A 25,549-nucleotide genomic window follows, 5' to 3' on the forward strand; every position below is an offset into this window, starting at 1 on the left:
CAAATGACCAAGCTTGCAAACGTGCTCGTGTTCTATGCAATGGCCCTAGGCGCCTCGTTGGCGCTTGCCCTGCTCGCTACACCTGTCATCGGAGAGTACGCGACCCTCGTCGTCATGATGACGCCGCTGCTCTCGGTGCTCGTCATGAAGCTCATCTTCAACCGTGAAGGATACACTAGATCCGGGTGGTCCGACCTTGGACTGGCCCGGTTGGGGCTGAGGCTGTGGCCGGTCGCCTTCGGGATGCCCTTCGGCGTCCTCCTCGTCGCCTACGGCGTCGTGTGGCTGTTTGGTGTCGCGCAGTTTGGCGTCCCCGGCAACCCGAGCGACATTGCCCTCAATGCAGCGTTGAACTTCGGAGTTGGGCTCGTCGTCTGCCTCGGTGAGGAAGCCGGTTGGCGTGGCTACCTCCTGCCCCGGCTTCTTCCACTCGGTCAGCGAACCGCGCTCCTTCTGAGCGGGCTGATGCAAGCGGTCTGGCATCTGCCGTTCATCGTCTTCACAACGGTCTACCACGGCGACGGCAACCAGTGGATCATCGTTCCCCTGTTCCTCGCGACCATGACGATCGCTGGCATCCTTTTCGGGTACCTCCGTCTTGCCTCAAAAAGCACTTGGCCGGCAGTTATCGCCCACTCTGTGTTCAACACGTATTGGACGCTGTTTGGTGCCTTCACCGTCGCGGCTTCGCCACTGGCCTTCGAGTACCTGGCAGGTGAAAGTGGCGTGATCACCCTCGTCGCCGTCGCGTTTTCAGCGTGGGTGCTCATCCGCAGGCTGGAACGGCCGCAGGGATCGATACCTGCCGCCACCTAGATGGTCTTGACACAACCTGCGGGAAGGAGGGCAATTCTCGTCCGATTTCCCGCGGGGTTCAGGTCCTTGTCCGATACGGCTGCTGCGCAAGACGTTTTCCACTTCGGACCCTTTGTGCTCGACCTGCACAGAGGCACCCTGGTCAAGGGCTCGACCCCGGTTTTTCTGCGTCCCAAGGCCCATGCACTCCTGGTTTATCTGGCCCGCAACATGGGCCGGATCGTGCCAAAGGCGGAGCTGATGGACGTGGTCTGGCCCGGCGTCTATGTCACAGAAGATTCCCTGACCCAATCGATCCGCGAGATCCGCAAGGAACTGGATGACCAGGAGCAGATCCGGACCGTCTCACGCCGTGGCTACATGCTCGTCGGCTCGCCACGCGTGGCCGAGGAACCCAATGGCCGGCCGATCGTCGCTGTACTTAGATTCCGCAATGAGAGTGGCGACCCTCAGCGCGAACCGATCGTTGACGGATTCGCTGAGGACATCATCACCGGGCTTGGCCATTCTGGATCGGTTACGGTCCTCGCAAGAAATTCCAGCTTTCAGTTTCCTTCGCAGGAGCCGTCGGCATGGGCTGACGCCGCCTCTCGCATCGGCGCAGACTTTTTGGTTGAGGGATCGGTACGTTGGTCGGGGGAAGATGCTCTCGTTAGTGTCACGCTCGTCGATGGTAGGAAACTGCAGCAGCTCTGGGGACAGCGATACGAGGCTCACGACGTCGAGCTGTTTTCAGTGCAGCGAGAAATCGGCGAGCAGATCGTCAACCGGCTGGTCTCGCGCCTCGATGAGGCAACGCTACAGCGCGCCGCCTTGAGGCCCGCGCAAAGTCTGGAGGCCTACGAGCTGGTGACGCGGGCGCTGGCGATCCTGCGCGGCCAGGAGCATGTTGAGCCCGAAAAGGCCCTGCCGCTGCTCGAAATGGCGATTGCCCGAGACCCGAGTTACGGTGTCGCCTATGCCCATCTTGCCTACTGCAAATTCTCGATGCGCCGTTACGACGAGGTCGACCATAAGGCCCTCGAAGATATTCTGCTGATCGCCATCCGTGCCGCTACACTCGCGCCGGGCTCAGCGGTTCCACCAAGGGTGATGGCGGTCGTTCGGCTTTATCTACGCAACCACGCAGCGGCTGAAGGTGACCTTAGGTCGGCCTTGTCGCTCAACCGCTATGATGCGGACTCCATCGAGCAAATGGGCTACCTCATGGCGATGCGCGGTCGGCCACTGGATGCCCTTGCTTGGATCGATCGCGCCGCCCGCCTCAATCCGATTGTTCCGCCCTGGTATCATTTCGACCGGGCGCTCGCACTCTATGGTCTGGGCGAGTATCAGGCAGCGGCCGAGGCGTTGCAATTGCCCCCGAGGCGGCAGCTCTGGCATCGCGCGCGACTGGCGGCGTGCTACGCTCAGCTCAATGACCATGAGCGTTGCTCGCGCGAGCTCGAGGCGGTCTTTGAGGCATTTCCAAACTACCCGCTCGTGTGGATTGCCAGAGAGCAAATGCCCTACGAGAGACCCGAAGACATCGACCACCTGGTTGAAGGGTTCACCAAGGCGTTGGGATTGGCAGGCCGCCCGCTTGGACGAGAACACTGAGCGTCGACGACCACACAGGCCAATGTCAGGTTTTGGCGCGAAGCGGACCCAAGAACCGACCGCCTAGAGGGAGGGACCGGTCGCAAACTGGTGGTGGAGTAGGGCCGCCCCGTGGACGCGTCATAGACCGATAAGCCAACGAGATCAATAAGTTAGAGACTGACCTGACCGGAAATTCGTTAGATATTTCCGAGGGTTAGGAAGCTCAACTCCATCGCCAGTTCGAGTCCATCTCTCTCCGCCACTAACTCAGTGATATTACAGGTCTTTTTGGTCTTTCGAGGGTGCCGCAGCTAACCCTCGGGAAGGTCGCGTCTATTCGCCGTGGCTGTAACGCGAACCCAACTGGAGACGGCCAATTCGGAGGCCGAGTTCGCGATGCATTTGGGCAATTCTCTAATGGGCCAATTGGCACTTGGCATTAGGGCGCTTCACTCCACCACCGGTTTGCGTGGAATGACGACCGGTGAGCAGTTGGTTCGCACTCGTTCTCTAAAGTTCCGCTTGTGGCCCAGAGCGGACCTCGCGAGCACCTTACGACGGCGCTAGTGGTATAACGGCCTCTAGGGGTAGGGGATGTCCGGCTAGTGCACCCCCGCTGCTTGTAGAGCGCCAAGCTCACAGTGCGTCGAACTTGGCGCAGATTCTCTGCAAGATGGCTACCCTTGCTAGGCGACCCTGTGCTCAGCACCGTGCATTTTCAGGTAGAAATCAAGATTACCATCGCGAAGGGTCAAAGCCTGCATAATGCCGCCGGCGAAGCTAACGGGGGCAGTGCCCGGGGCCGTAACGATTTTGCCGTCCACAACGGCGGTTGGCTGATCCTGATAACGGGGTAACCCCATATAGCCGGTGCCTGAAAGCGTGGCCGCCGAATTGGAGGTATGCATCACCCCGTCAAGTAACCCTGCAAGGGCGAGGGGGCGCGTCCCGTCGCAGATGCCTGCAACGATCTTTCCAGCCTTTGTCGCAAAGACCAAAGCTTGCCGGATGTCAGGTGCAGCAGGCTGACTCCAAGCCGTGCCGCCGTTCACCACCAAAGCGTCGATTTCGGCCACGTTGATCTCTTCCACTGCCAGATCCGGCGTCACTCTCAACCCACCCGACGACGTCACCGGCTCGCCGCCTGGCGTCGCGAACTTTGTGTCGATATTGTAATAGGATCGAGCCACAGCATTGAGCAGTGCCGTCTCCCAGTCCGCGTAGCCCTCTGTCAGTATGGTAATGATGGTGGTCATTGGTCGTCACCTCTGGTTGCAATGACACCGCTCTAGCCCCTATACGCACCAGTTTTTGTCAGCATCGAACATGGCCAAGAGAAGCGAACGTTTGCTTGCCCTCATGCAGTCGCTCCGCCGAAGGCGACGCCCGGTCTCTGGACAGGTGCTCGCGGACGAGCTGGGCGTGTCCCTGCGTTCGCTATACCGGGACATCGCCACGCTTAAATCGATGGGCGCTGCGGTCGGCGGTGAGGCAGGCCTTGGCTTCCAGCTGAGGGCCGACTACTTCCTGCCGCCCTTAACGTTTACCAACGAGGAGGTCGAGGCCTTGGTGCTGGGACTTCGTACGCTGGTTCAGGGGCCGGACGACGAGATGAGCGCCACAGCAAGAGATGTGTCTTCGAAGCTGTCCGCTGTTCTTCCTGCGGGGCGGCGCGACGAATTGGAGGCTGTGGGCCTTTTCGCTATGCCACGCAACGCGAACAGCGGCGACCCTCGACTTGGCCAAATGCGGCGGGCTATTCGCGAGGAGTTGCAAGTCTCCATACAATACCGCGACGCCGCGGGCGCTCCCACTGATCGTATCGTCTATCCCATCGCCCTCGGTTATTTCCGCGACCGTCAGGTCTTGATTGCCTGGTGCACGCTCCGGATGGACTGGCGCCAGTTTCGTATAGATCGCGTCGATAGTTTGGCGGTCCTGTCGTCCCATCTGCCGGAGCCCAGGCGCACACTATTCCATAGGTGGCGCACTGCCTTCAAATTGCCCGACATCGGATAACTGGCCCCGAACAGTGCGTGCATCTTCAGCTGGCTCTCCCTCTTGGTGGTTTATGCCTGGCTCGTCGGCTCAGGAGTTACCAACGGAAGGTGCCTTGCGCTATACCCAGCTACTCTAGGGTTACCCGAGGAAACCGAATCTACTGTTTGGCGTTTGACCGCTGAATCGAACTCACACTGCCGTCCGGGCGTGTGGTTCGACTACTCCCTCAGCTGCGCTTGCCTCGACACCATGTGAACTGTTACGGCGTCGAGGATGAGAGTCAGTTTGGGAATAAGTAGATGGGAAGTCCACCACTAACGTTAGTCATCTCCGCCAATGAAGCCTGGCTTGCCGTATTTCAAGCGCTCTTCTTTTATAAATTCCCCGTGACAAAGTTCGATTACAAACGAGTACCACTCTTTACCATACGGTCCAAGTTTTGTTCCGAAACCCAGAATTTTGGTATTATTGTCAAATCTCTGATGTATTAGATGTGAATAATATCCATATAATCTTATGTTACTATACATTCTATCGATAGAAACTCCATCAGGATAGCAAGGCTCATAGTTCATTGCTATGCTGTTTGAGATCCCGCCAGACATAGACAAAAGTGCGAATAACGAAATTGCGACAACACGTTTTTGCATAGATAGTATCCCAGTTTGGACTGAACAATCACGATACTACGTCGCCCGTCTGAACCCGTTCTGGTCGCCATGTTAACCGCTGGTTCAGCGACCCTTCCGTCCTGGAGGTCCGAATCTAGTCGATGTTTCCTTCATCAGTGTCGTTCGGATTTGCAAAATACTCTGTGGCGGTCGCTTCTAATTACGACCGGCTTGAGGAAGGCATGGTGTCTGCAGCGGATACGGCGCCAGGAGCTTGTGGTGGACGGCAACGGCCTTGCGGCCGTGGAATGAAGTGCAGCAGATCGGCGCAAGGGACGGTAATAGCCGGATGAACGAACCAGGTGCCGACGACGACCTCGAAGGTCGACCGATTCTTGATCGGCCGGCCTTTGCGCATTTCGCCGCTACCTATCGGCGCGAACTGAAGGTGCACTGCTATCGCATGATGGGATCGCTGCACGAAGCCGACGACCTGGTGCAGGACACGCTGCTTCGGGCCTGGCGGGCCCGCGCCGGGTTTGACGGCCGGGGCTCGCTGCGCGGCTGGCTCTACAGCATCGCCACCAATTCCTGCCTAAACGCCATAAAGGCGAGGGGGCGCTCGCGCCGGATCATCGTTGCACCGGATCGCCATCCCAGGAGCGGCCGGCAAGCGCTGGCGCTGCTTCAGGGTTTTTGTGGCTCGAGCCTTACCCCGACACGGAACTGCCCGATCCACAGGACAGTACTCCAGGCCCGGAGGCGCGCTACGAGCAGCGAGAGGCGGTCCGGTTCGCCTTTGTTGCTGCCATCCAGGAACTGCCTCCGCGACAGCCAGTCGACGCATGCTGTCTGGAGTTGACTAAGTCTATGGCCTGGCACCGCCCTTTTTCTCAAGAAGCGCTTCCAGTTCTGCGATACGCGCATCTCGCGAGGCAAGAGCGCGACTTACGTATTCGGCCTCGAAGCGCTGGGGGATGTGCTGGGGGCAGTTGGAGTCCCAGGCTTCGAGCTTAAAGATCATCACCTGATCGGGCCTGGCGCTGTAGTCCGCCGGCATGAGGCTCGCGAGAAGCGTGGGGTCGTCTTCCACGATCTCGGCGCGGCCCCAGAGCTTGATGCGCCGACGATGCGCATAGTCGATCAGGAAGATGAATGTTTTCGGGTTTTCCTCAAGGTTGCCCTGGGTGATGAATTGCCGGTTGCCCTTGAAATCGGCGAAGGCCAGGGTCTTTTCGTCCAGCACTTTGAGAAAGCCCGGAGGGCCGCCGCGGTGCTGGATATAGGGCTGGCCTTCGCTATTGGCCGTCGCGATGAAGAAGCTGCGCACTTCAGAGACAAAGGCTGCAAGGTCAGGGGTAATCGTCGTTTCCCAGCCGCCAGCCGTTTCCATTCTCGCGTAAGCGGTGCGCGAGCCTTTGCGGCTCTGGATGGTCTTGACGCTCGGCGTGAACGCGATGTCGCTTGAGGGGGCGGTTAGCATGCGCGCCTCACAAGCCAAGTTCTGCCAATCCGGGATGGTCATCCGGACGGCGGCCGAGCGGCCAGTGGAACATCCTTTGGCCTGGCGCGATGGCCAGATCGTTGATCGAGGCGATACGCCGGCTCATCAGGCCGCTGGGGTCGAACTCCCAGTTTTCATTACCGTAGCTGCGGAACCACTGTCCCGCCGCGTCTTGCCACTCGTAGGCAAAGCGGACGGCGATGCGATTATGCTCGAACGCCCAAACCTCCTTGGCCAGACGATACTCGGCCTCGCGCGCCCACTTCTGCGTCAGGAAGGCGATGATCGCCGGGCGGCCCATTACAAACTCCGCACGGTTCCGCCATGCGCTGTCTGGCGTATATGCCAGCGCGACGCGTTGCGGGTCGCGGCTGTTCCAAGCGTCTTCGGCCAGTCTGGCCTTCTGGGCAGCACTGACCGCCGTGAATGGCGGCAAAGGCGGGCGCACTTCATCTGTGTGGATCATGACTTGTCCTCCCTATGGGCAGGGGGAGAGGCGCCGCGAAGCGCCCCTCTCTATGCGATCGTCAGGCAGCGAGCATCACGGGCACGACGGGGAAATCGACTTCGGTCTGGAACACCTCGTTGATGTAGTTGGTGAGGGTGTTCAGCGCGACATGGGCGACGATCTCGACGATCTCGGCGTCAGAGTATCCGGCGGCGCGTACCAGGCTGAAGTCTGCGTCGGTGATCGCGCCGCGATCCTTGGCCACAGCGACGGCGAAGGCCACGGCTGCGTTTGCCTTGGGATCTTCGGACCGGCCGCTGCGATTGGCGATGAGCTCTGCGTCACTCAGCTTGGCGACGTTGCTGCCTATATAGGAGTGCGCGGCAAGGCAATAGCCGCAGCCATTGATCTGCGCGACGGCGAGGGCAATCCGCTCGCGGGTGGCAGCGTTCAGTGCGCCCTTCGCCAGCGCGCCGTTGAGGCCGAGATAGCCTTCAAGCGCGGCCGGGCTGGTGGCCGTGATGCGGAACAGGTTGGGGGCCGAGCCGATCTGCTTCTTGACGGCTTCGAGGAACGGCTGAGCCGCTGCGGGGGCTGCGGCAATGGTCGGCGGGGTAGGGATACGGGGCATTGGGGTGAACTCCTGAGGGCGCTTGGCAATTGCCGCGCTGACAGGTCGTAATCTGGTCGCTTCCTCTATTAATGATAATATGCCAACAATAGCAATTACTATTGCAAAAATCGGGACAATGACATGGATCGCTTTGATGCGATGGCGGCCTTCATCGCGGTGACCGACCTCAACGGCTTTGCACCGGCGGCCCGCAAGCTCGGGCTCTCGACATCGGCGGTCACGCGGCACGTTGCGGCGCTGGAGGACCGGCTGGGCGTGCGCCTCCTCAATCGCACCACGCGTGCGGTGAGCCTTACCGATGCGGGCATGCGGTACCTCGAACGAAGCCGGCGGATCCTTGCCGATCTCGACGACGCGGATCAAATGGCGGGGAGCGAACGGGGCGCACCCTTGGGCCGATTGGTGGTGTCGGCCCCGCAGGTTTTTGGGCGGCTGCACGTCGCGCCGCTGGTCTGCGCGTTCATGACCCGCCATCCCAAGATTACGGCCGAGCTGCTGCTTTCAGATCGTATGGTCAACCTGGTCGAAGACGGCGTGGACCTGGCCGTGCGCATCGGCAAACTCACCGACTCAAGCGATATTGCGCGCAAGGTCGGCGCGGTGCGGCGTGTCCTCGTTGCGTCGCCTGACTATCTCGCGGCTCAGGGCGTCCCACGATTGCCCGCAGAGCTCAGCGAGCATCACCTGATCGCTTTTACCGCGCTGGCACGGCCGGATCGCTGGAGTTTCTGGAGCGCTGGCACGCAACATGATGTTCAGGTGCGGCCGCGGCTGGTCACAAACAGTGCGGATGCCGCGATCTGGCACGCCTCGCAAGGCGGGGGCCTGACGCTGGCGTTGAGTTATCAGGTCGCCGATCAGGTGCGAGAGGGCAGACTGAGCGTGGTTCTGGAGGATTTCGAGCCTCAACCCTATCCCGTCCAGATCGTCTACCCGACCTCCCGCCTGCTCTCGGTCAAGGTCCGCGCTTTTCTGGAGCAGGCGGTGGCGACGCGAGACTGGAACTTCCTCGATCTCGCCGCGGCTGCCTAGTTCCGCTACTGGGCGAAGTAGGGTTCGACTTCCACTGGACGGGCCTGGACACTGCGGTGGCAATTCAATGTCTTGGGTCAGCGATAGCTACTAGCGCATAGCGGTCTTCAGCGAGCGGCTGCTGCTGGCCCTATGCGGACACCAGACCGTGGGTCCCTTTCGAAAACTCGCAAATCGAAAGGGATACACTTCTAGGTGGATAGCACCTCGGCAGCGAAGTCGGCCACGAGGTCGACCTCATTTCGTTTGTGGCCATTTGCAGTCCAAACCGGGAGGCATAGGTCAATGCCGAAGACGCAAAACTACATCGTAGCCTTTAATGTCACCGGTTTCCGAGACAAACGGCTCCATTTCTCCTTCGTGCCTGAACCCGAATCGCTCGTACAGGCGGCGCGCCCCGTGGTTGTTCTCCCACACCTCGACGCGAACGGTGGTGGCTTGGCGCACCATCTCGTCCGCCAGTGCCGTAACGAGCATCTCGGTTCCCACGCCAATGCCGTGCATGGACCTATCGACGTAGAGCCGATGGATCGTCACCTCGCCGGCAGCCTCACCGGGGCCGAACTGCACGAAGCCGATCGAAACGCCGTCTCGCCGCGCCAGTAGCACACGGTCGTGGGCGAGATACTCCACCCAGCGGACGACGGAGACCGTGTCATCGAGATAGCGCTCGAGCTCGTCCGGCATGAACTCGGCGCCGAACGTATCGGCATATGTTCTCGCGGCGAGAGCGCCCAGGTCCTCCGCGTCCTCAAGCGTTGCCCGGCCGATGGTCACGAGCGGTCGCGGAGCGGCGGGCGGTTTGTCCAAGGTCGGCCCCGATGTCAGCCGCATGCGTGTGATGGGGTAGGGGCGACCATCGTCATCCGTTGCTGAGTACCCGGTCTCCTCAAATCCAAGGCGCCGATAGAACTGAAGGGCCTGTTCGTTGTCGGTATTCACCTCTGTGTCAAGGAACGCGTTTTGCTCCATGGCATGTATCACCAGCAAACGGCCGATCCCCTTGCCGCGGTGTGCCGCGTCCACAAACAGCGCATCGAGCCGACCAGGACCGAAGCTCATGAAGGCCAGCGGCATATCCGCCTCGTCCACGGCGACCGTGAGTTCGGCATTCGACAGGTAGTGCAACGTGTCCCGTTCGATCGTCTCGAAGTCGTCGGGCCGCACGAAGTGATGCGTGGCCGCTACCGACGAGCGCCAGATCTCCAGCATGCGACCAGCCTCCTCGAGGCGGCTCGGGCGGATCCGGATCCCCGGTTCTGCCGCTCCCGACGAGCTGGTTTCGAACTGCATGAGCATCCCCTGAATGTTCTGACGGCTATGCATGGTCGCCTGCGTGCATCGGGCACTGATCGTCCGGGCACGAGGTGAAATCGCAGAGGCGGCAGAAATGGCTGACGGCCTCGTCGTCGGTCGCCAGCGGCCTGATGAGCTTTTCAAGGAGGTGCGCCAGTTGGTCCTGTTCTGCCGCGTCGAGCCCATCGAGGTAGCTGCCCACCGCGGCACAACGCGCGGTCAATGCGGGCTGAGCCGCCGCTTTGCCGGCAGCGGTGAGGTTGAGATGGGTGGCCCGAAGGTCGGTGCCGGAAGAGGCCTCCACGAGCCCCTGCGATTCCAGCTTGTCGACCAGCCTGACGGTAGCGGTGTGGGAGAGTCCCAAGGCCCTCGCCAGCTGCGAGTTGGTGATGCCCTCCCAGTAGCTCATCGTATTGAGCGCCGCCAACGCGGAGTCAGTCTGGCTGTGGTGGGTCTTGAGCTGTTCCTCCGCTCGCGTCGTGACGTCACGGGCGAAAGCGGCCAGCAGATTTGCGGTTCTCAGTCGGGACATGTCGTACTCTCGTCGATACGCGCTTGACGAAGCAAGATGCTGCATGCTTATAGGTGCGTGCTGCACGCAAGTACAAGGAGATTGTGATGGGCCGCGTTGAAATTTGGGGCTTGCGCATCGGGCAGGTCGTCCTGCGCTACAGCCTTGTGCTGTTCTTCCTGGGCTTCGGCATCCTTAAGTTCACTCCGGGCGAAGCGGCGGCCATTCACCCTGCGCTATCACATAGCCCGGTCCTCTTCTGGCTCGACACGTTGTTCGGCCAACAGGGGTCTTCGAACGTGATTGGGGTGATCGAGATCGCATTGGCGCTGCTGATGGCCTCCCGTCCGATTACGCCGCGCCTCTCGGCTCTGGGTGGTCTCGGCACTGCTTTCGCGCTGTTGATCACGTTGAGCTTTCTCGTGACCACGCCGGGGCTCGATCCGGCGCTGGGCGCCTTTATCGTCAAGGACCTGACGCTCCTTGGCGCCGCGCTGTGGTCGGCCGGCGAGGCCCTCCAGGCGGCAAACCGAAAGCAGTCGTCCCACCAGATGGCAGTAGCCTGATCGAAGGTGGTTCCACACCCCCGTGGCGAGGGACCCTTGCCCCCCGAAAGTACCCCATGACCAGCATTCCCACCGCAGCAACGCCGGTCGGCGACGCGACGATCCGAGAGTGGATCGGCCTCGGCGTCATCGCTCTGCCCTGCATGCTCTACACGATGGACCTGACGATCCTGAACCTCGCCGTCCCGGCCATCACCAGGGAGCTGATGCCGAGCGCGGCCCAGCTGCTGTGGATCGTCGACATCTACGGCTTCATCGTTGCCGGGTCACTACTCGTGATGGGCACGCTGGGCGACAGGATCGGTCGCCGCCGGCTGTTGATGGCGGGCGCGACCAGCTTTGCGCTGGTCTCGATCCTGGCGGGTCTCGCCTCCAGCGCACCGATGCTGATCGCGGCGCGCGCGTTGCTGGGTCTCGCCGGCGCGACCCTCGCCCCCTCGACGCTATCGCTCATCAGCAGCATGTTCCGGCAGGATCGGCAGCGCACCCTTGCGGTCAGCATATGGATTGCCAGCTTCTCGTTCGGCGCCGCGGTCGGCCCGGTGGTCGGCGGCATCCTCCTGGCGTTCTTTCCCTGGCGTGTCCTGTTCCTCGTGCCCGTACCGGTGATGCTCATGCTCCTCGTGGTCGGCCCCAGGCTGCTGCCCGAGTATCGGAACCACACTGCTGGCCGTCTGGACATCGCCAGCGCCGTGTTGTCCGTAGCAACGGTGCTGCCGGTGATCTTCGGCATCAAGCTTCTGGCCGAGGGCAGCACGCCGGCCCTGGCCGCGGCCTCGGCCCTTCCGGGCGTTGCTTGCGGCGTCCTGTTCGTGCGACGGCAGCTCACGCTCGATGAGCCTCTACTCGACTTGCGCATGTTCCGGCAGTTCAAGATCTCCGCCGCGCTGGGCCTAAACCTCGTGGATTTCTTCCTGATCTTTGGCATCGTGCTGATCACCACCCAGTACATGCAGCTGGTGCTCGGGCTCTCCCCGCTCGAGGCCGGGCTGTGGAGCCTGCCCGACGGTCTGGGCTTCGTCGCCGGATCGTTGCTGACGCCGGTCTGGCTCGGCTTGATGCGTCCGGCTTACGTCCTCTGTCTTGGGCTGATCGTCGGAGCACTCGGGCTGTTCGTCATGACGCTGGTCGGTGGCCCTGGCAGCCTCTACGTCCTCGTCGCCGGTATCACGCTGTTCTCCGTCGGGCTCGCCCCCTGCGCCACGATCATTGCCGATCTCGTCGTCGGTGCCTCGCCGACGGAGCGGGCGGGCGCGGCGTCCGCCCTCAATGAAACGAGTTCTGAATTCGGCGGAGCGACGGGCATTGCGCTGCTCGGCAGCCTCGCGACCTATGTCTACCGGACAAGCTTCGTCCATGCGGCTCCGGCCGGCCTCGATGAGAGCACCAGGGTCATCGCCCTGCGGGGGATCGGCGCGGCCAGCGAAGCCGCGTCGGGGCTCGGAGCGTCCGGCGCGTCGCTACTGGCGGCGGCGCGGCTCGCGTACCAGCAGGCCATGCAGACGAGCCTGCTCTGCGCATGCGGCATTGCGCTGTGCGCGGCGACCGCCGCCTTCTTCCTGTTCCGCGGCCAGACGCAGGACTAAGCGACCCCAGCGCCTGGCGTCACTTAATGGCATCGCGCTTCTGACGCCGCGCCAGGATGGCGTGGCCGACGCCGCGTAGTATGGGGAGCCGACGGCGGGTTCCCCCTTGCTGGAAGCGGGGAGGGGTCAGCCCGCTTCCTGCATGTGCTTGATGAAGCCCACGACATCCTCCGGCAACAGGCGGCCGATCGCGTTGCTGGAATAGACCGACGTTACGATCCGGCCCTCCGGGTCGAGCAGGAAACCGGTCGACTCGAGGTAGCTGCCGCCGCCGCCCAGGTAGGCGCCCGTCAATCCGGCCAGCGCCCCCGCATCGGCACTATGCCCGAGCGGAAAGAGGATTCGGCGCTTCTCGGCAGTCGCCCTTGAGGTTTCGGCATCGTCCACCGACAGGGCGACGACGCGGACCCCGACCTCTTCGAGCTGGTCGCTGGCGCGCACGAACGCAGCCAGCTGGGCGTTGCAGTAGGGGCACCACGCTCCCCGGTAGAACAGCACCACTCCGTATTGCCCGTGAAGGAAACCGGGAAGCGACAACGTCCCGTGGTCGATGGTCGTTACCTCGATCTCGGGGAAGAGATCCCTGTTCTGCAGTTTCATCCTGTGTCGCCTCCTTAGCGAATTGGACTAATCAGTCCACTTCGCTTGCCAGCACGTTCGCGGTCAAGTAACTTCGGCGTATGGCTATCGAACCAACGCAACTGACCGGCCGCGGGGCGGCGACCAGAGCCCGCATCGTCGACGCGGCAGCACATCTGATCGAGACGCAGGGGCTGGCCAATACGAGCCTCGACGCGGTGCTTGCGGAGTCCCATACGAGCAAGTCGCAGCTCTATCACTACTTCGCCGACCGCGAGGATCTCATCCTGGCGGTGGTGGCGCGGAAGATCGACATGGTCCTGAACGCGCACCAGCCCCTCCTGCGGGACATGAATTCGCTGGCCCATCTGGTGCGCTGGCGCGATGAACTCGTCGCCTCGTCGCGCCAGGTCGATTGCGCCGGAGGGTGCCCGCTCGGCTCACTGGTGGGCGAACTGGGAGAGTCGCCGAGGGCTCGTGCAGCAATTGCACAGGGCTTCTCGAGCTGGGAGGCATTCCTCGTGGCCGGCTACGGTCGGATGCGGACGAGCGGACAGTTGCGGCCATCGGCCAACCCCGAACAGCTGGCGATTGCCACGCTGGCTGCGCTTCAGGGCGGACTGTTGCTGGCTCAGGTGGAGCGTACGGTGCGGCCGCTCGAAGCGGCGCTAGACATAGCAGTGGCCGGAGTCACGGCGCTCGCGGCCTGACGAGGGCAGCCTGGGGCGACGTCGGCCGCCGCAAGGTCGGTGGTCCACAAGGCACACTAGAGATGGGAACTCAGATCAGAGAAGCTCTGGGTCCGCTTCTGGCGGTGGGCTCAACCGGTGAGCGCAACACACTAGTCTTCGATTGGAGATGGAGTGTGGGCCATGAAGCAGCGACGTCGCATCTACTATTCCTCAGCTCAGCGCGCTGAGATCTGGGATCGATGGCAGGCAGGGGAGTTGATGAAGTCGATCGGACGCCGGTTTGACCGAGCGTCGTCCTCGGTCTTTTCGGTTATCTCGCCGACCGGTGGCATACGTCCGGCCGACCGACGACGGGCACCCAAGTCACTCAGCCTGGGCGAACGGGAGGAGATCTCGATAGGCCTGAGTACACGACGATCTTTGCGCTCTATCGCCCGTACGCTGGGTCGGTCGCCATCCACCGTCAGCCGTGAAGTTCGCCGCAACGGCGGCCCCGATCGATATAGAGCGGCCCGTTCCGACCAGGCCGCCTGGGATCGTGCTTTGCGGCCCAAGCCATGCAAGCTGGCTTGCTGTCCATCCCTGGCCCGGACAGTATCTGCCAAGCTGCAGCGGAAGTGGTCACCCGAGCAGATCGCCGGCTGGCTGAAGCGCACCTATCCGGGAGAGGCGCATCGTCAGGTGTCGCACGAGACGATCTACCGCAGCCTGTTCATCCAGGCCCGTGGGGTGCTGAAGAAGGAGTTGCTTGAGCACCTTAGGGCCCGGCGAACAATCCGCCGCTCCCGGCACGCCAGCATGAAGCAGAGCGGGCTGGGGCAGATCAAGGATGCGGTTCCGATCAGTGAACGGCCTGCGTCTGTCGAAGATCGAGCCATTCCGGGCCACTGGGAAGGCGACCTCATCGGCGGGTCCAAGAACAGCTATGTGGCGACGCTGGTCGAACGCCAGTCGCGCTTCGTGATGCTGATCAAGGTTGCCAACAAGGATACCGAAGGCGTTGTCAGCGCGCTGATCAAGAACGCACAGAAACTTCCCGGCGAACTGTATCGATCGCTGACATGGGACCGCGGCAAGGAGCTTGCTGACCACCAGCGGCTGACGCTGGCCACCGACGTCCGGGTTTACTTCTGCGATCCGCGATCACCCTGGCAGCGCGGCTCAAACGAGAACACCAACCGACTGCTGCGCCAATACCTGCCGAGGGGCACCGACCTGTCCGAGCACAGCCAGGCAAAACTCAGCGCCATAGCGCGACAGCTCAACGAGCGCCCCAGAAAGACCTTGCTCTATCAGACGCCAGCAGAGAAGTTCGCCGAGTGTGTTGCAGCGATCGGTTGAACCCACCGCGCAAAGCGGACATTGGGCAGCAACCGCCTAGTGGAGGGATTGCTTTGCACTAAGTGCCTAGCGGGAGAGACCTACAAACCGGTGGAGTTCGAAGGGTGTGATCCGAGCCTGATTGTAGATTGTTATTCTCTAGCAGATATTTAGCGGGATTGTGTCGGAAATTCGCTCGACATTTCCGAGGGTTAGGAAGCCGAACTCCACCGCCAGTTCGAATCCCTCCCGCTCCGCCATTAACTCATTGATATTACTTGTGTATTTTGTCTCCGTGAACCGTGTTGGCTAACCCTCGGAAAGGTCGAGTCTATTCGAGCTGTCGGCTGCGCGAAGCCAACTGGAGACGGCCCCATCCGACGCCGAATTCGCGATGCACTCGGGCCATTCTCCAATGGCCAATTTGGCACTTGGCATTGGGGTGCTTCATTCCACCACCGGTTTACCGTGCTGACTTAGTGGTAGGCGTAAAGTCCGCAGGCGCGCCATGAACGGTCGTTGATGGCCAACATGGGCGCGACGTCCCGCCCCCAGTCTTGGCGCGAGCTTTCTCACGTCGCGTAGACGATGACCATTGTGCGTGGCGCAGCAGCTGTTCTGCGGCTGCTCCAGCTGTCCTCCTCCTAGAGCGTTTGCGCCGGCTCCCGCTTCACCGATGGATCGAGCAAGTCAGACAACGTGCCGAGGTCAGTGTCGGTGATCGACGTATTGAGAATCTGCCGGACGGTTCCGGAGGATAGGGTCCAGCCCAGCGGCAGCACCGAGGTGTCCAACGGAAACACCGAGACGCCATCGCCGTTCGGACCGCTCCGATTCACCTGAAGACGTTCCGCACTCAAAGTTTCCCGTGCCACCCAGGCATTGAGGAGAATCTTGATCGGCTCCCAGAGCGCCGAGCGCTGGCCGATCGGCTGGGGTCCGTAGCTGTAGCCTGGGAAGACTCCCCCTCGCTTTCCGATCAACATGACGCCTAGGAATACGTGCTTGTCGCACCCATTCCAGTCGACGACCTCGAACGGATCCCTGTGGATGACTAGTCGGCATCGCTCTGCCTTCGACGTCCATCTGGGGCAGTTTCTCCAGGTGCCGGCAAAACATTCGTCGGTCACGGTGGCGAGGTTTTCGATAGTCCCAAGGACAATAGACGTGGCGTCAGTGCCGGCGTTGTCGAAGTACCCGCCATCGGCCAACATCCGGTAGTCCGTGGTCATTGGGAGTTCCACCGGTTCCCCGCTGCTCATGTCCACTTGTGGTGTCGGGTCGAGAGCCAGCGCCGCCGATGACGTCACCCATGGAAAACGCGCACTGATCCCGGCGGCAGTGACGACGCGAACGCTGCCCTCCTCAACCGGCTTGTAGCGACCGAACCAGTCCGAGAGGCTCTCGTAGAATGCTGGCTCGTGCTCGCCGAAGACGAACTGCCCTCCACTCTCGATGTTGGAGGAAACGAAGTTGAGTAGCGGCACGTCGCCGTTTGCCGACCAGACCTCGGCGACATCCTTCGTCAAGAATGAGGCGGCGTCCTCGCCCTGCGAGCGATCCTCGAACGACCATTCGAGTGCGGTTCCGGAGTCGTATTCAGAAAACCGGCCCGGCAGCAGGATGCTTGGGATGTCAATGAAGAGCAGCCAGGAGAGGATGGGCGCCAAATGGTCTGCCTCGAGTGTGGGATTGCTGACCGTCGCGCTGGTGCATTTCGGCCCACTGCTCGCTGCTGGCTTGGCCGCCATATCAGCGGCATAGAGCGCGGTTCCAAAGCTGCCGCCTGAGACGCCAACGCTGGAGAAAAGATGGCTCGCGAAGCGCGGACAAGCGGCCGCTGCCGTCGCAAGCACGCCGTAGGCGTGGGCGGCTGCGTAAATGCCTCCCCCGGACGCAGCCGAAACCAGGATCGGGTACGGACGCCTGGCAGTCTTGTAGGCGTCGAGATCGTTTCGATCGTTCAGCCAGTCGTAGAAGGCAGCTTCGAGTGGCTCGGGTTTCGCAGGCGTGTAGTCAAGCCGTCTCAGCGAGGCAGGCGGCGCCTCGAGAAAGGTGAAGACCAGCATGGACAGAAAGACTGCTAGCGCCCATCTGGGCCATCGGAGCAGGCAGCTGGCGGCTACCGATGCCAAGCCAAGGGCAGCAATGAGGATGCCGGTTGAGCCGAACGTCCGGGGCCAGAAGACCGGCGAGTGAACGGTCGCAAACTCGAGGGCGAGGAAAGCTACCGCGACCGCAAATGCAGCGGCTGCCCACAGCCAGATCGAGGGGCGAGGAATGATCGAGGCAACCCACCATGACCACGCAAACAGCGCTGCGCAGGCCAGGATCGCGGCCTCAGCGGCGAAAACGGACGGAGCAGCTTCGAATATGAGTGCCGCGAGGATGATCCCAGGCAGGCTCACCAAGGCAGCATCAGCAATCCGATTGATGGGGCCAGCGCCGGCGATCACCGCCAACTGCACCGCTGCGAATACCGCCAGAGGGATGAGCGCCGTAAAGATGAGTTTGGCCGGATCGCCGATCAGGATCCGAAGTACCTCGAGCAGCTGCCCAGGTGCGAATTGAAACAACAGTGCGTAGACGAGCACCACTACGAATGCTGGTGAGCGCACGAGGATGCCAATTGCCGGCGAAGGCGTAAGGGTAACACCGTATCGCTGGGAAACCTGTGGTCGATCCATTGCGGCTTCCTCTACATTAAGAGAAATCTTGCTATTGGGATGGACGCGTCGCTACTCAGAAGAGCAGGTGTCACATACTGCTTGTGACAAGAAAATACCCTTTCGTGGCGCCGCCAAATCTAATCACAGATTGACTATCGGGGGGACTTTTGCACTGCACTCACTCCAGTGCGCATCCCGGAATGGGAGGAGCGGTTGAAAAGGTGCGCAAGGCCCTGAGATCTTGATCGCGTAGTCGGGCCGTCTTGGCCAAAAGCTGCCGCTTGACGACGCATACCTGGTCACGGATGTCGTCATGATGCTAGATTGTTATTCTCTGACAGGCATTTAGCCAGATTGTGTCGGAAATTCCTTAGACATTTCCGAGGGTTAGGATACCGAACTCCACCACCGGTTCGAATCCCTCCCGGACCGCCATTAACCCTTTGATATTACTGGTGTTTTTGGTCTCCGTTGGGTGCGTCAGCTAACCCTCGGAAAGGTCGCGTCTATTCGCCCCGGCGGTCGCGCGAACCCAACTGGAGACGGCCAATTCGGAACCCGAAATCGCGATGCAGTCGGGCCATTCTCTAATGGCCTATTTCGCACTTGGCATTAGGGCGCTTCACTCCACCACCCGTTTACTGAACTGACTCCTTGGTCGGAGACAGGGACGTGTCGAAAACCGGTGGTGGAGTGGGGTCGTCGTCTGGGCGCAGGACAAGTCGATAAGCTGAACGCGATCAATAACTTAGAGACTGGTAGCAGCGGAAATTCGCTAGACATTTCCGAGGGTTAGCAAGCTCAACTCCATCGCCAGTTCGAGTCTATCCCTCCCCGCCATTAACCCCTTGATATTAATGGTGTTTTTGGTTTCCGTAGGGAGCGTCAGCTAACCCTTGGAAAGGTCGCGTCTATTCGCCCCGGCGGTCGCGCGAACCCAACTGGAGACGGCCAATTCGGAACCCGAAATCGTGATGCAATCGGGCCATTCTCTTATGGCCTATTTCGCACTTGGCATTAGGGCGCTTCACTCCACCACCGGTTTGCGCTGAGTGACGACTGGTGAGCAGTCGGTTTGTGGTCATTGTCCAAGGCCGCTTGTGGCCCAAAACGGAAATTCGTCAGACACCCGGCAGGATACATCGTACTTGAGTCCTGCAAGGGGGGCGATGCCTCGGTCGCTGGACTGGCAGGGGCGGGCGCAGCTAGTTATTGATAAGGTGGGCTTGATCGACATGGACAGCGGATCCTTTCCCTGAAGGGAAGGGAAGCCAAGCCCAAATGGCCAGCCAAGTCATCCAGACCAAGCACAAGCTCCAGCCAAGCACGATCGCCAATGACTGAGCCGGCGAGAATCCTTCTGCTCCAGCGATCCATCCCTGCGCGAGATACGCCACACCCGAAAGAGCTATGATGAGCCCGACGCCTCTGGGGAACCTTTGGCTCGCTGTGATAGCACCCGCGAATAGAGCCAGCGCAATTCCGATCGCGAAATCTTCATAGCTGCGCATTCCCCATTCCAGCCAGCGCACTGTCTCGGCACTTGCAAAGCGCGCTGACTGCTCGGCCGCCGGTGCACCTGCCCAAGCGATGACGGCTTGCTTCAGCGCGACGCCATCAACCGCTTGAAGAACACCATAGAGGGCCAACGCAGTCACGGCAGATGCGGCACCGAGGCGCCCGAGCCAGAGTGTCAATGCGTCTCGGGAGGCCAGCAAAGACGCAAGAGCCAGAAGTCCGGCAACAAGAATTGCCATCGCGACGAACTGCCCCAGATGAACCCCACCCCAAAGAGCATCATGGGCGTAGGTCTCGAAAATCTCGTGATGATCGTTGGCGTGTCCGCCCGCATGGAACTGCGTGACGGCAATGTATGCAAGCTGACTCGCCACAAGTAGGGTTGCAGGGAGGCGTAGCGCGTTCCGCGCGCCGATGAGGGCTTCGCTCATGGAATTCTTCTCCTTTCTGCTCGAGTCACCGGTGTCCGTGGGCGGCGACAAGGTCGTGGCGAGAGATGCCAATGTCCCTCAGTTGATGGTCACTGAGGTCTGCAAGCACGAGCGTGGTGCGCCTACGGCGGCGGTTGGCAATCAGGTAGTTCAGGATACGAGTGGTGAACATTTCAGACCTCCATGATCGAATGGGGCCGATATACGCACGCTCTCATTTGCAGAATTGAACGTAGGGGCTGAACTCTGCGGCCAAGGGACTCTCCTGTGAAGCCGGGTGAACTCGGCGATGCAGGTGTCGCAGTCTAAGCCGTTTTGATCCCGGCGACGGCTCGGCCAGCATCCTTGATCGAACTGGGTGCGATGCCAAACATCCGACGGCAGGTTCGAGTCAGATGGGCCGAGTCGGCGAAATACGCTGCATGAGCGGCTTCCGTCCAAGACACGCCAGAGTAGCCGAGCGCGAGCGCCCGGTTCAGTCTCGCCCAGAGCACATACGGGCGAAAAGCCACTCCCGTTTCCGTCACAAAAAGATGCCGAAACCGTCCCTCGGACAGGCCAACGCGGGAGGCAATTTCTCCAAGCGAAAATGAACTATCCAGACGGTGGTCGATCTCGGTAAAGGCGCGCAGAATGCGCGGATCGACAATGTGTTCAGGCTCCATTGCTCCAACCAGTTGCGCACACGTCTGTCGTGCAATCTGGATGAGGTCTGCATCTGGAACGTCATTGAAATAGGCGTGCTTCAACGGTGCAGCGAGCCTATGTGCTTCTTCGGTCGATAGGCGTGATATCTCTTGAGACCCGAACCGGCTGAGAATTCGCCGGCCTAGCTGAGACTCTGGCTGCGTGAAAATGTGGGCCAGCACTCTTCCAGGCGCCTGGAACGTGTGGAGCAAGTCCGGCGGAATGACTGCGCCGTCATATTCAATCCAGTCTGATGCAGGGGTGGTTTTGAACTGCACTTTGCCCTGCAGTCCCAACGAGAGCTGGATGGCGTGATGGCTGTGCAGTTCGCTCGGTGAAACGGCCGAACCGATATAGAGGCTTCCGTCCTTCCAGAAGATAAACTGCCCAAACCCCGAAATCAGCACTGCGGCGTCCTCCCAACACCGCGACAGACCATGCCATTGCGCTTCACTGGCGCCAAGAGTGCAGTTGCCATCCCCTAGCCTCCCGCAGACCAACATGGTCCACGCAGGAAGGACAACTGCCCGTGCTTGCGGGATGCACTTTGTCAACTTCGGGTCCCTTGGAAGGACGTTGACCTCTCTGACTTGCACCCCATTTTCCAGACACCAAAAATCGCCTAATATACCTCATGGACATCGCGGGGTTCGGCAGGGTCGTGTTCTGGGAAGGCGGGAGCCTCTGGCTTGCGCTGATCACTGGTATTACCAAGCGCCACGCGCATCATGCCGTGCAGTTGTCGGTGCCCCTCGACGGCATGGCGCAGTTCCAGACCGAGCCTGATGGAGACTGGATCTCTTGCCACGGTGCATTGATCACGCCGGATGCGCCGCATGCCTTTCAGGCTCCTGGCAAGGTCGTCGCAAATATCCTGTTTGAGCCTGAATCGGCTTTGGGACGAAGCCTGCTGGCCAAGTGCGTCCGTCGGGGCCTAACCCTACTGGATGCGGCAACCATGGCTCCCCTTGCCGCGCCCCTTGCTGCTGCCTATTTCGGAGGGGCAAGCGATGACGAATTGCGCAAGCTGGCGCAGCGTACAATAGCCGCCGCGGCCGGCGTGTCGGTTCAACCAGCTCCCGTCGACACTCGGATCATCAGGGCGATCGCCGAGATACGCGCCCGTATCGACGAGCCGATCCTGCTCGCACCGCTGGCGCGCCTGGTCGGCCTCTCGCCGGGCCGGTTCCGGCATCTGTTCGTAGCCGAGACCGGCGTGTCGCTTCGGGCCTTTGTCCTGTGGGAGCGGCTCAACCGGGCTTTGTCGATCGGCTTTGCTGAAGGGTCCTGGACCGAGGCGGCCCACGCCGCCAACTTCTCCGACTCGGCGCACCTCTCCCGCACCTGCCGGCGAATGTTCGGCCTGGCGCCCACCTCGGCCCGCGTCGTGGACCTGGAGCTTCGGCAGTCAGCCTGAAGGCCACCATCTAGCCCCTACGTTCAATCGCGGCGGCCCCCGAGTGTCTATTTCCCCTCCATCGTTAAACGAAGGAGGTTCCCATGCCCATGTCCAAGTCATCGCTCCGCCTGCTCTGGTTGCTGCCAGTCGCCCTGATCGGGGTTGGCGGAATCGGCGTCGCCGCAATGATGCAGCCGCCCCCCGCCGATCTCGACCTGTCGCTGACTCATGCGACCGAGCATGGGCTTTATGTCGGGACGCTCGAGCCCGGCGTCTCGCCCATTCCGGTCGGCACGATGCAGACCTGGACCGTCTCGGTCACCAATCCGGACGGCACACCGCTCGAGCACGCCAACCTCTCGATCGATGGCGGCATGCCGCAGCACGGTCACGGCCTCCCAACCGAACCACAGGTCACCGAAGAACTCGGTGGGGGGCGCTATAAGGTCGAGGGGATGAAGTTCAACATGCCTGGCTGGTGGACGATCACGCTCAAGGTCTCGGGAGCCGCCGGCACTGACAGCGCCACCTTCAACCTTACCCTGTGAGGCCGATCATGCGCTTGCCTTTGCTTTTCGCCGCGGGGGTGCTTGGCACTCTCGTGGCCGGCTGGACCTTTTTTGACCTTGGAAAGCCCGTCTGGAGCCCGGCAGAGACCAAGCTCATTGCGTCGCTATCGCTATCGGCGCTTCCGAAGCTGCCACCCGATCCGTCAAATGCTGTCGGTGACGACCCTGCCGCGGCCGCACTCGGGCGGGCGCTTTTCTTTGACACGCGGCTCAGCGGCAACGGCAAGGTCGCCTGTGCGTCCTGCCATCTGCCCGATCGGCAGTTCCAGGACGGCACCCCGCGGGCGACCGGCATGGGCAAGACCAATCGGCGCACCATGCCGATCGCTGGCACCGCCTACAGCCCCTGGCTGTTCTGGGACGGGCGGCGGGACAGCCAATGGGCGCAGGCTCTCGGGCCGCTCGAGAGTCTCGTGGAGCATGGCGCCGACCGCACTCAGATCACGCGGCTTGTCGCAGCCAACTATGCCGCGGTCTACGAAGCCTTGTTCGGCCTGTTGCCCGAAGTGACGGCACTGCCGGAGCACGCCACACCGCTTGGCACCGATGCCGCGAAGGTGGCGTGGACTGCTCTCCCCGAGCAGCAGCGGGATGCCGTGAACCGCGTCTTTGCCAATGTCGGAAAGGCCATCGCTGCATTCGAGCGAACGATCAATCCGCGTCCGACGCGGTTCGATGCCTTTGCCGATGCGCTGGTCGCCGGGCGCGATACAAACGGCCTTCTCACCCCCGAGGAAGCGGATGGGCTTCGGCTTTTTGTCGGCAAGGCCGAGTGCACCAAGTGCCACAACGGCCCGTTGTTCACCGACCAGCACTTCCACAATACGGGCGTCCCTGCTTCGCCCGGATTGCCGGACGATCAGGGGCGCATCGTTGCGACGGCGCAGGTTCTCTCCGATCCGTTCAACTGCCTCGGCGCTTACAGTGATGCCGGTCCCGACGATTGCGCCGAGTTGCGTTACATGGACCGGGATGGGGAGGACCTGGTCCGTGCCTATAAGCCGCCATCGCTGCGCGGGGTTGCGGCCCGGCCTCCCTACATGCACGCCGGCCAGTTCGATAGCCTCGCGGCGGTACTCCGCCACTACAATGAGGCGCCGGGCGCACCCGGCGGGCACAGCGAGCTCAAGCCCCTGGCCATGAGCCAGGCAGAGCTCACGGCGCTCGAGGCCTTTCTCGGAACGCTGACCGAAACCAGTGTCGGTGGAGGCCAGTGATGATCGACCGTACGATGATCAAGGAGCATCTTGCCCTCGAACGCCGCTCGATCACCGAGATCGCGACCGGCCTCAGCGCTGCCGCAGTGGTCGGCGCGACGCTCTACAATTTCGGCTTTTTTGCTCCGATCGAGTGGAGCCTGATTTCCCTGCTGACAGTCCAGGACTTGCTGGTGGGGGCTGGCGTCGCCGCGGCGCCGATGGCTGCGGCGGCATGGATCGCAATGCTGATCGGGCGCCTCATTCGGTCGGCTCCCGAGCGCAAGCGTCTTGCACTGGCAGTGGGCCTGCCCCTGCTTGTCGTGGGAGGCGTCGGCTTCTGCATGTTCTTCAGCGGCCCCTGGCAGTGGACACTGGGCCACCTGGCGTGCGGCTACCTGATCCTCGGCGTCATGGCAGCAGGTGCCAATGTCCTGATGAAGTCCCGGCACATGCCGTTCGCCTGGCTGGTATTTTCGCTGATCTACATCCCGACTGCCGTTGGGATTTCTGACAGCATCGTGGCGTCCGGCCATGGTCGACCGGTGTCCCAGATCGAAACGGACAGGGGCGTCCTGAGCGGCAGCGTTGTCAGGGTGACATCGGCCTACCTGCTGATCTCCCAGGGCAATGTCATTGTCACCATGCCCATGAGCAAGGTGCGCGAGGTGCGGCGGCTCTATGTGCAGTCGCCTGAGGCAGACTTCCTGAGCGGAACCACAGCTCCGGCGCTCCCGACAGACAAGTCGGCCGGGTAGCCCCTGCGTTCAATCCCAACATCGCCAAGTCGCTTATCCATTCAACATCGATTGGAGAGGGATCACAAAATGAGCGTCGCCACAGAAGACAGACCGTTCCATATAGCCGCACCAGCCACCAGCAAAACGGCCCAGCCGACCGCACGGGACAAGGGCTCCCGAGGTCTTCGCATCTTGCTCCGCGCAGCCGCTGTCAGCGTCGGCGCTATTCCAGTGGTCGCGGCTTTGGGAGCGACTTACGAAGCGATTTCTGGGTCCCAGGACCTCTCGTTCTATCCGCCGGCTGGTCGTCACGTCGATGTTGGCGGCTATCGCATCCATCTCGACTGCCGCGGGGAAGGCTCACCGACCGTTGTCATGGATGCTGGTCTGGGCGGGTCGTCGCTCGACTGGAACCTGGTGCGCGCGGAACTCACAACCACGACGCAGGTGTGCACCTATGATCGCGCTGGGATGGGCTGGAGCGATGAGAGTCCACTGCCGCGCACTCCCGGACACATCGCCGATGAACTCCACATACTCCTGCTGAACGCTGGCATTCCCGGCCCCTTCGTCCTCGTCGGTCATTCGCTGGCCGGCAAGAACATCCGGATGTTTGCGGCCACGCATCCCGATGACGTGGCAGGGATGGTGCTCGTTGATGCCCGCAGCGAGCTGGTCGACAGTCTTACCCCGAAGGCCGAGGCCGACGCGTTCAGCACAGCACTCGGTATGCAGGGGGGCCTCTATGGGGTGGCGCGTCACCTGGGTGTGGCGCGGATGTTCGGTGCCAGCCTTGCCAGCGCGCCGTTGCTCTCGCCGGCAGAAGCCGAAGAAATGGTGCTGTTGCAGACCCAGGCCTCTGCCATCGACGAAACGACCAGTGAGGGGCTGGCGCGGGCCGCCGACGATGCCGCGCTTGCCAACACCAGTCTGGGCTCACGGCCGCTCGTGGTCATTGCGGCCGCAGCGAGCATGGCAGAGATCCCGAACTGGCCGGCCGCCCAGCACAAGATGGCCGCGCTCAGCACGCGGGGGAGACTGGTCGTCGCAGAGCACAGTGGCCATGCGGTTCAACTCGAAGATCCAGCCATCGTTTCGAAGGCCATTGACGACGTGGTGGCCTTAGTCCGCGCCGACGACTAACCGCCGATCCTCAAACGCCT

26 protein-coding genes are annotated in these 25,549 nt (G+C 61.7%); 14 read left to right on the plus strand and 12 right to left on the minus strand.

What is annotated here, in order from left to right; genetic code table 11:
- Nucleotides 1-3: 3 nt before the first annotated feature.
- Nucleotides 4-816 carry a type II CAAX prenyl endopeptidase Rce1 family protein gene (locus ACO06J_RS18150; RefSeq protein ID WP_421762118.1) on the plus strand — a complete coding sequence of 271 codons (813 nt, stop codon included), beginning with the start codon at nt 4-6 and terminating at the stop codon, nt 814-816.
- 66 nt (nt 817-882) lie between these two features.
- The gene (locus ACO06J_RS18155) at nt 883-2,415 is read left to right on the plus strand and encodes a winged helix-turn-helix domain-containing tetratricopeptide repeat protein (RefSeq protein WP_421762119.1); all 1,533 of its coding nucleotides are present in this window, start codon (nt 883-885) and stop codon (nt 2,413-2,415) included.
- 668 nt (nt 2,416-3,083) lie between these two features.
- Here the strand turns inward: ACO06J_RS18155 and ACO06J_RS18160 are convergent.
- Nucleotides 3,084-3,653: a DJ-1/PfpI family protein gene (locus ACO06J_RS18160; RefSeq protein WP_421762120.1), complete on the minus strand. Its 570-nt coding sequence runs from the start codon at nt 3,651-3,653 to the stop codon at nt 3,084-3,086.
- Between the two features lie 70 nt (nt 3,654-3,723).
- Here ACO06J_RS18160 and ACO06J_RS18165 point away from each other — a divergent pair, with 70 nt between their 5' ends.
- A complete protein-coding gene (locus ACO06J_RS18165) occupies nt 3,724-4,416 on the plus strand; it encodes a helix-turn-helix transcriptional regulator (protein ID WP_421762121.1) in 693 nt (230 codons plus the stop codon).
- Nucleotides 4,417-4,718: 302 nt separating this feature from the next.
- Here the strand turns inward: ACO06J_RS18165 and ACO06J_RS18170 are convergent, their stop codons facing one another.
- Nucleotides 4,719-5,048, minus strand: a complete 330-nt coding sequence (locus tag ACO06J_RS18170; protein WP_421762122.1) for a hypothetical protein — start codon at nt 5,046-5,048, stop codon at nt 4,719-4,721.
- 274 nt (nt 5,049-5,322) lie between these two features.
- Here ACO06J_RS18170 and ACO06J_RS18175 point away from each other — a divergent pair, with 274 nt between their 5' ends.
- Complete coding sequence (locus tag ACO06J_RS18175; RefSeq protein ID WP_421762123.1) at nt 5,323-5,871, plus strand: sigma-70 family RNA polymerase sigma factor; 549 nt, start codon at nt 5,323-5,325, stop codon at nt 5,869-5,871.
- Between the two features lie 6 nt (nt 5,872-5,877).
- Here ACO06J_RS18175 and ACO06J_RS18180 read toward each other — a convergent pair whose 3' ends face one another.
- From ACO06J_RS18180 to ACO06J_RS18190, 3 genes are all read right to left on the minus strand, one after another.
- The gene (locus tag ACO06J_RS18180) at nt 5,878-6,492 is read right to left on the minus strand and encodes a pyridoxamine 5'-phosphate oxidase family protein (protein WP_421762124.1); all 615 of its coding nucleotides are present in this window, start codon (nt 6,490-6,492) and stop codon (nt 5,878-5,880) included.
- A gap of 7 nt (nt 6,493-6,499) precedes the next feature.
- On the minus strand, nt 6,500-6,979 hold the full coding sequence (locus ACO06J_RS18185) for a DUF1348 family protein (RefSeq protein WP_421759063.1): 480 nt from the start codon (nt 6,977-6,979) through the stop codon (nt 6,500-6,502).
- A gap of 61 nt (nt 6,980-7,040) precedes the next feature.
- On the minus strand, nt 7,041-7,592 hold the full coding sequence (locus ACO06J_RS18190; protein WP_421762125.1) for a carboxymuconolactone decarboxylase family protein: 552 nt from the start codon (nt 7,590-7,592) through the stop codon (nt 7,041-7,043).
- 123 nt (nt 7,593-7,715) lie between these two features.
- On the opposite strand from ACO06J_RS18190, the gene ACO06J_RS18195 reads away from it, so the two are divergent.
- On the plus strand, nt 7,716-8,627 hold the full coding sequence (locus tag ACO06J_RS18195; RefSeq protein WP_421762126.1) for a LysR substrate-binding domain-containing protein: 912 nt from the start codon (nt 7,716-7,718) through the stop codon (nt 8,625-8,627).
- Nucleotides 8,628-8,909: 282 nt separating this feature from the next.
- On the opposite strand, the gene ACO06J_RS18200 is transcribed toward ACO06J_RS18195, so the two are convergent.
- Nucleotides 8,910-9,920: an acetyltransferase gene (locus tag ACO06J_RS18200; protein ID WP_421762127.1), complete on the minus strand. Its 1,011-nt coding sequence runs from the start codon at nt 9,918-9,920 to the stop codon at nt 8,910-8,912.
- A 25-nt stretch (nt 9,921-9,945) separates the two neighbouring features.
- Entirely contained in the window at nt 9,946-10,455 is a 510-nt protein-coding gene (locus ACO06J_RS18205; protein WP_421762128.1) for a MarR family winged helix-turn-helix transcriptional regulator, read from the minus strand.
- Between the two features lie 86 nt (nt 10,456-10,541).
- Between ACO06J_RS18205 and ACO06J_RS18210 the strand changes: the two genes are divergently transcribed.
- Together ACO06J_RS18210 and ACO06J_RS18215 are read left to right on the plus strand one after the other, a co-directional pair.
- Nucleotides 10,542-11,000 carry a DUF417 family protein gene (locus ACO06J_RS18210; protein WP_421762129.1) on the plus strand — a complete coding sequence of 153 codons (459 nt, stop codon included), beginning with the start codon at nt 10,542-10,544 and terminating at the stop codon, nt 10,998-11,000.
- 56 nt (nt 11,001-11,056) lie between these two features.
- Entirely contained in the window at nt 11,057-12,586 is a 1,530-nt protein-coding gene (locus tag ACO06J_RS18215; RefSeq protein ID WP_421762130.1) for an MFS transporter, read from the plus strand.
- A gap of 126 nt (nt 12,587-12,712) precedes the next feature.
- On the opposite strand, the gene ACO06J_RS18220 is transcribed toward ACO06J_RS18215, so the two are convergent.
- Nucleotides 12,713-13,186: a peroxiredoxin family protein gene (locus ACO06J_RS18220; protein WP_421762131.1), complete on the minus strand. Its 474-nt coding sequence runs from the start codon at nt 13,184-13,186 to the stop codon at nt 12,713-12,715.
- Between the two features lie 80 nt (nt 13,187-13,266).
- Here ACO06J_RS18220 and ACO06J_RS18225 point away from each other — a divergent pair, with 80 nt between their 5' ends.
- The gene (locus ACO06J_RS18225) at nt 13,267-13,875 is read left to right on the plus strand and encodes a TetR/AcrR family transcriptional regulator (RefSeq protein WP_421762132.1); all 609 of its coding nucleotides are present in this window, start codon (nt 13,267-13,269) and stop codon (nt 13,873-13,875) included.
- 162 nt (nt 13,876-14,037) lie between these two features.
- Nucleotides 14,038-15,198: an IS30 family transposase gene (locus ACO06J_RS18230; protein ID WP_421762133.1), complete on the plus strand. Its 1,161-nt coding sequence runs from the start codon at nt 14,038-14,040 to the stop codon at nt 15,196-15,198.
- A gap of 623 nt (nt 15,199-15,821) precedes the next feature.
- Here ACO06J_RS18230 and ACO06J_RS18235 read toward each other — a convergent pair.
- The 4 genes from ACO06J_RS18235 to ACO06J_RS18250 form a co-directional block, all read right to left on the minus strand.
- Complete coding sequence (locus ACO06J_RS18235; RefSeq protein WP_421762134.1) at nt 15,822-17,864, minus strand: hypothetical protein; 2,043 nt, start codon at nt 17,862-17,864, stop codon at nt 15,822-15,824.
- Between the two features lie 1,187 nt (nt 17,865-19,051).
- Nucleotides 19,052-19,795 carry a hypothetical protein gene (locus ACO06J_RS18240; protein WP_421762135.1) on the minus strand — a complete coding sequence of 248 codons (744 nt, stop codon included), beginning with the start codon at nt 19,793-19,795 and terminating at the stop codon, nt 19,052-19,054.
- A gap of 25 nt (nt 19,796-19,820) precedes the next feature.
- On the minus strand, nt 19,821-19,967 hold the full coding sequence (locus ACO06J_RS18245; RefSeq protein ID WP_421762136.1) for a DUF1127 domain-containing protein: 147 nt from the start codon (nt 19,965-19,967) through the stop codon (nt 19,821-19,823).
- Nucleotides 19,968-20,100: 133 nt separating this feature from the next.
- Nucleotides 20,101-20,889 (minus strand): helix-turn-helix domain-containing protein, encoded by a 789-nt coding sequence (locus ACO06J_RS18250; protein WP_421762137.1) that lies wholly within the window; start codon nt 20,887-20,889, stop codon nt 20,101-20,103.
- 227 nt (nt 20,890-21,116) lie between these two features.
- On the opposite strand from ACO06J_RS18250, the gene ACO06J_RS18255 reads away from it, so the two are divergent.
- The 5 genes from ACO06J_RS18255 to ACO06J_RS18275 all read left to right on the plus strand — a co-directional run bounded on the left by ACO06J_RS18255 (nt 21,117) and on the right by ACO06J_RS18275 (nt 25,529).
- Complete coding sequence (locus ACO06J_RS18255) at nt 21,117-21,899, plus strand: helix-turn-helix domain-containing protein (protein WP_421762138.1); 783 nt, start codon at nt 21,117-21,119, stop codon at nt 21,897-21,899.
- 83 nt (nt 21,900-21,982) lie between these two features.
- Nucleotides 21,983-22,429, plus strand: coding sequence for a FixH family protein (locus ACO06J_RS18260; protein ID WP_421762139.1), 447 nt, complete (start codon nt 21,983-21,985; stop codon nt 22,427-22,429).
- A gap of 8 nt (nt 22,430-22,437) precedes the next feature.
- Nucleotides 22,438-23,667: a cytochrome-c peroxidase gene (locus ACO06J_RS18265; RefSeq protein WP_421762140.1), complete on the plus strand. Its 1,230-nt coding sequence runs from the start codon at nt 22,438-22,440 to the stop codon at nt 23,665-23,667.
- Nucleotides 23,667-24,404 carry a hypothetical protein gene (locus ACO06J_RS18270; RefSeq protein WP_421762141.1) on the plus strand — a complete coding sequence of 246 codons (738 nt, stop codon included), beginning with the start codon at nt 23,667-23,669 and terminating at the stop codon, nt 24,402-24,404. The genes ACO06J_RS18265 and ACO06J_RS18270 overlap by 1 nt, the downstream gene beginning before the upstream one ends.
- A 69-nt stretch (nt 24,405-24,473) precedes the next feature.
- Nucleotides 24,474-25,529 (plus strand): alpha/beta fold hydrolase, encoded by a 1,056-nt coding sequence (locus ACO06J_RS18275; RefSeq protein WP_421762142.1) that lies wholly within the window; start codon nt 24,474-24,476, stop codon nt 25,527-25,529.
- The last annotated feature ends 20 nt before the right edge of the window (nt 25,530-25,549 follow it).

This window comes from Devosia sp. (assembly GCF_965229025.1).
GTDB lineage: Bacteria > Pseudomonadota > Alphaproteobacteria > Rhizobiales > Devosiaceae > Devosia_A.

Coding starts and splice junctions, on each gene's coding strand:
- ACO06J_RS18150 (WP_421762118.1), top strand. CDS start 4: ATGACCAAGCTTGCAAACGTGCTCGTGTTCTATGCAATGGCCCTAGGC.
- ACO06J_RS18160 (WP_421762120.1), bottom strand. CDS start 3,653: ATGACCACCATCATTACCATACTGACAGAGGGCTACGCGGACTGGGAG.
- ACO06J_RS18165 (WP_421762121.1), top strand. CDS start 3,724: ATGGCCAAGAGAAGCGAACGTTTGCTTGCCCTCATGCAGTCGCTCCGC.
- ACO06J_RS18170 (WP_421762122.1), bottom strand. CDS start 5,048: ATGCAAAAACGTGTTGTCGCAATTTCGTTATTCGCACTTTTGTCTATG.
- ACO06J_RS18180 (WP_421762124.1), bottom strand. CDS start 6,492: ATGCTAACCGCCCCCTCAAGCGACATCGCGTTCACGCCGAGCGTCAAG.
- ACO06J_RS18185 (WP_421759063.1), bottom strand. CDS start 6,979: ATGATCCACACAGATGAAGTGCGCCCGCCTTTGCCGCCATTCACGGCG.
- ACO06J_RS18190 (WP_421762125.1), bottom strand. CDS start 7,592: ATGCCCCGTATCCCTACCCCGCCGACCATTGCCGCAGCCCCCGCAGCG.
- ACO06J_RS18195 (WP_421762126.1), top strand. CDS start 7,716: ATGGATCGCTTTGATGCGATGGCGGCCTTCATCGCGGTGACCGACCTC.
- ACO06J_RS18200 (WP_421762127.1), bottom strand. CDS start 9,920: ATGCAGTTCGAAACCAGCTCGTCGGGAGCGGCAGAACCGGGGATCCGG.
- ACO06J_RS18205 (WP_421762128.1), bottom strand. CDS start 10,455: ATGTCCCGACTGAGAACCGCAAATCTGCTGGCCGCTTTCGCCCGTGAC.
- ACO06J_RS18210 (WP_421762129.1), top strand. CDS start 10,542: ATGGGCCGCGTTGAAATTTGGGGCTTGCGCATCGGGCAGGTCGTCCTG.
- ACO06J_RS18215 (WP_421762130.1), top strand. CDS start 11,057: ATGACCAGCATTCCCACCGCAGCAACGCCGGTCGGCGACGCGACGATC.
- ACO06J_RS18220 (WP_421762131.1), bottom strand. CDS start 13,186: ATGAAACTGCAGAACAGGGATCTCTTCCCCGAGATCGAGGTAACGACC.
- ACO06J_RS18225 (WP_421762132.1), top strand. CDS start 13,267: ATGGCTATCGAACCAACGCAACTGACCGGCCGCGGGGCGGCGACCAGA.
- ACO06J_RS18230 (WP_421762133.1), top strand. CDS start 14,038: ATGAAGCAGCGACGTCGCATCTACTATTCCTCAGCTCAGCGCGCTGAG.
- ACO06J_RS18235 (WP_421762134.1), bottom strand. CDS start 17,864: ATGGATCGACCACAGGTTTCCCAGCGATACGGTGTTACCCTTACGCCT.
- ACO06J_RS18240 (WP_421762135.1), bottom strand. CDS start 19,795: ATGAGCGAAGCCCTCATCGGCGCGCGGAACGCGCTACGCCTCCCTGCA.
- ACO06J_RS18245 (WP_421762136.1), bottom strand. CDS start 19,967: ATGTTCACCACTCGTATCCTGAACTACCTGATTGCCAACCGCCGCCGT.
- ACO06J_RS18255 (WP_421762138.1), top strand. CDS start 21,117: ATGGACATCGCGGGGTTCGGCAGGGTCGTGTTCTGGGAAGGCGGGAGC.
- ACO06J_RS18260 (WP_421762139.1), top strand. CDS start 21,983: ATGCCCATGTCCAAGTCATCGCTCCGCCTGCTCTGGTTGCTGCCAGTC.
- ACO06J_RS18265 (WP_421762140.1), top strand. CDS start 22,438: ATGCGCTTGCCTTTGCTTTTCGCCGCGGGGGTGCTTGGCACTCTCGTG.
- ACO06J_RS18270 (WP_421762141.1), top strand. CDS start 23,667: ATGATCGACCGTACGATGATCAAGGAGCATCTTGCCCTCGAACGCCGC.
- ACO06J_RS18275 (WP_421762142.1), top strand. CDS start 24,474: ATGAGCGTCGCCACAGAAGACAGACCGTTCCATATAGCCGCACCAGCC.